This is a genomic window from Methylobacterium sp. CCH7-A2, assembly GCF_001557075.1.
Lineage (GTDB): Bacteria > Pseudomonadota > Alphaproteobacteria > Rhizobiales > Beijerinckiaceae > Allobosea > Allobosea massiliensis.
The window spans coordinates 1-2,634 of record NZ_LSKN01000134.1 but is presented as its reverse complement, the minus strand read 5'-3'; the positions used below and the strand labels follow the sequence as shown (position 1 = coordinate 2,634).

Genomic DNA, 2,634 nt, shown 5'->3' with positions numbered 1-2,634 from the left:
GGCGGGAGCCGGCCCGCCGCAGCAGCCCGACGCAGCCGCGCTGCCGCCGCCCGCCTTGCCGCCCGGCGTGGCGCTGCAGACGCCTGTCTCCGGCAGCACGAGGTCGACCCGCCTTGCCGCCTCATGGTCGCCCGCGAGCGCGGCGACGATGGAGCGGACCTGCTCATGGCCGGTCGCGAGCAGGAAGGTCGGGGCCCGGCCATAGGCCTTCATCCCGGCGATGTAGAAGCCGGGCTCGGGATGGGCGAGCTCGGCCGCGCCATGCGGGCGCACCGTGCCGCAGGAATGTTCGTTCGGGTCGATCAGCGGCGCCAGCACTGGCGGGCATTCCAGCGCCGGGTCGAGCGCGACCCGCAATTCCCGGAGCGGGCCGAGGTCCGGGCGGAAGCCGGTGGCGACGATCAGCTCGTCGACCAGGACCGTGCGACCGTCATCGGCGATCAGCCTCAGCCCGGCTGCATCGCTCTCGATCCGCTCGAGCCGGTAGCCGGTTTCGACGGCGAGGCGCCCGCTCTCGACGAGCTGCGCGAGGCGCAGGCCGAGTTCGCCGCGCGCCGAGAGTTGGTCGGCGGCGCCACCGCCATAGGCCTTGGCGACATCCGCGCCGCGATAGAGCCAGGTGATAGCCGTCGGAACCGGGGCGTCGGGCAGGGCGGCGAGCGCGGTCAGCGTGCCGATGGCGCTGTGCCCGCCGCCGAGCACGGCGACCCTGCGGCCGGCATAGCGCGCGCGGTCGGCGCCGAGCACATCCGGCATGCCATAGCGGATCCGCCCGGCGTTCTGCGCCTCGCCAATCGCGGGAAGCCCGCCCGAGCCGGCGGGGTTGGGCGAAAACCAGGTGCCGGAGGTGTCGATCACGGCGTCCGCGAAGAGCGTCGTCTCCTCGCCGCCGGTGCGGCAGCGCAGCGCGAAGGGCGCTGTTTCGCGCCCGGCGGTGCGGACCTTGTCGAAGCCGCGGCGCGAGACGGCCACGACCTCGGTGCTCAGCCGGATGCGCTCGCGCATCGCAGTGATCGCCGCCAGCGGAGCGAGGTAGCGCGCGACGAGATCGCCGCCGGTCGGATAGCTGTCGCCGTCCGGGCGCGTCCAACCCGCGGCCTTCAGCAGCCGCTCGGCCGCCGCATCGACATTGAAGGCCCAGGGCGAAAACATCGGCACATGCGACCACTGCCGGACGGCATGACCGACCGCAGGCCCCTTCTCCAGCACGACCGGATCGAGCCCGCGCTCGATCACATGTGCGGCGGCCGCGAGGCCCACCGGTCCCGCACCGATGATGGCGATCGTCTGGCTCATGACTGTTCTCCCTGTCCCCTGATTGCCGGCGCCGTCAGGCGGCGCTGGCACCCGACGTCTCGCAGCACTCGTCGCGGCAACACTCTGCCACGAGGAAGTCGACGAGCCCGTTCATCACCTCGAAATTCGCGCGGCAGACGAGGGTGCGGCCCTGCCGCTCCTGCGTCACCAGCCCGGCGACGATCAGCGCCTTCAGATGAAAGGAGAGGGTCGACTGCGCGATGCCCAGCCGGCTCTGGCAATCCCCCACCGACAACCCGCCATGACCGGCGCGGACGAGGGCGCGGTAGAGCGAAAGCCGGGTCGGATTGCCCAACGCCTCCAGGCGCGACGCTGCGATGATCGTGTCCATGCCGCGAGCATGATCGACACCGCAAAGGTCGTCAATCGATATTTCCGGTTTTATCGAAATGAAGCGCTGCGGCGGGTGCGCCCGTCAGAACCGGTAGATCCGACGCGCATTGTCATGGAACAGGCGGTCGCGCTCGCTTTCGCTCATCGCCGCCGTCGCGGTGAGGAAGCCGGTGAAGATCGTGTCGAAATCCCCCACGAGCCCGTCGACCGGGAAATTACTGGCGAACATCGCCCTGTCCAGCCCGAAGATCGCGATCGCGTCGCGGATCACCGGCCCGTTGGCCTCGACGGTCCAGGGCCGCCCCGGCAGGCCGATGCCGGAGATCTTGAGGGCGATATTGGGCTGCGCAGCCGCCTGCTCCAGCGCGCGGCGCCAGGAAGCGAGCGCCTCCGGGCTGCGGTCGGCCGGCAGGCCGGTGTGATTGACGATGATCTGCGTCGCGGGGAAATCTCGTGCCAGATCGGCTGCGGCATCGAGATGCCACCAGGGGGTCTGCAGATCGTAGGACAGGCCGTGTCGCGCCAGCAGGGCATAGCCCTCGCGCCAGCGCGGATCGTCCATCGAGCCCGGTGCGTTGCGGCGGGCGTCCTGTGGCTTGCCGGCCGCCGCGGGCTTGTGCCGGACGCCGCGCACGATCGGCACGGCCGCATGGGAGGCGAGCAAGGCCCCGGCCTCCGGCGCCGCGAAATCGCACCAGGCGACGATGACGGAGGGCACGCCCTCGCGCGCCGCGACCGCCGCGACCCAGGGGCTTTCCAGCGCCGCCTTGTCGCGCGCCCACTCGGCCTCGACATAGACCGAGCCCGTGACGGGCCAAGCCTTCGTGTCGGCGCGGTAGTCGGCCGGGAGATAGTTGCGGCAGATCGGCGAATAGTCGCCATAGCGGAAGGGGATGCGCTCCGCCTTCAGCCAGGGCAGGTCGTTGGCGAGGTCCCAGATGTGGTGATGCGCGTCGATCACGGCGCGCATCACCACATCTGGGA

Annotated in this window: 3 protein-coding genes; all 3 read right to left on the bottom strand. The window is 71.0% G+C overall.

Annotated features, from left to right (window positions below):
- Positions 1–1,296 (bottom strand): NAD(P)-binding domain-containing protein (locus AX750_RS11425; protein WP_067254262.1); only part of this gene is annotated, 1,296 nt, incomplete at its 3' end.
- A 34-nt stretch (positions 1,297–1,330) separates the two neighbouring features.
- Positions 1,331–1,648 carry a metalloregulator ArsR/SmtB family transcription factor gene (locus AX750_RS11420; protein WP_066735588.1) on the bottom strand — a complete coding sequence of 106 codons (318 nt, stop codon included), beginning with the start codon at positions 1,646–1,648 and terminating at the stop codon, positions 1,331–1,333.
- 84 nt (positions 1,649–1,732) lie between these two features.
- Positions 1,733–2,634: amidohydrolase family protein (locus tag AX750_RS11415; RefSeq protein WP_348626275.1), on the bottom strand; the 902-nt coding region annotated here is incomplete at its 5' end.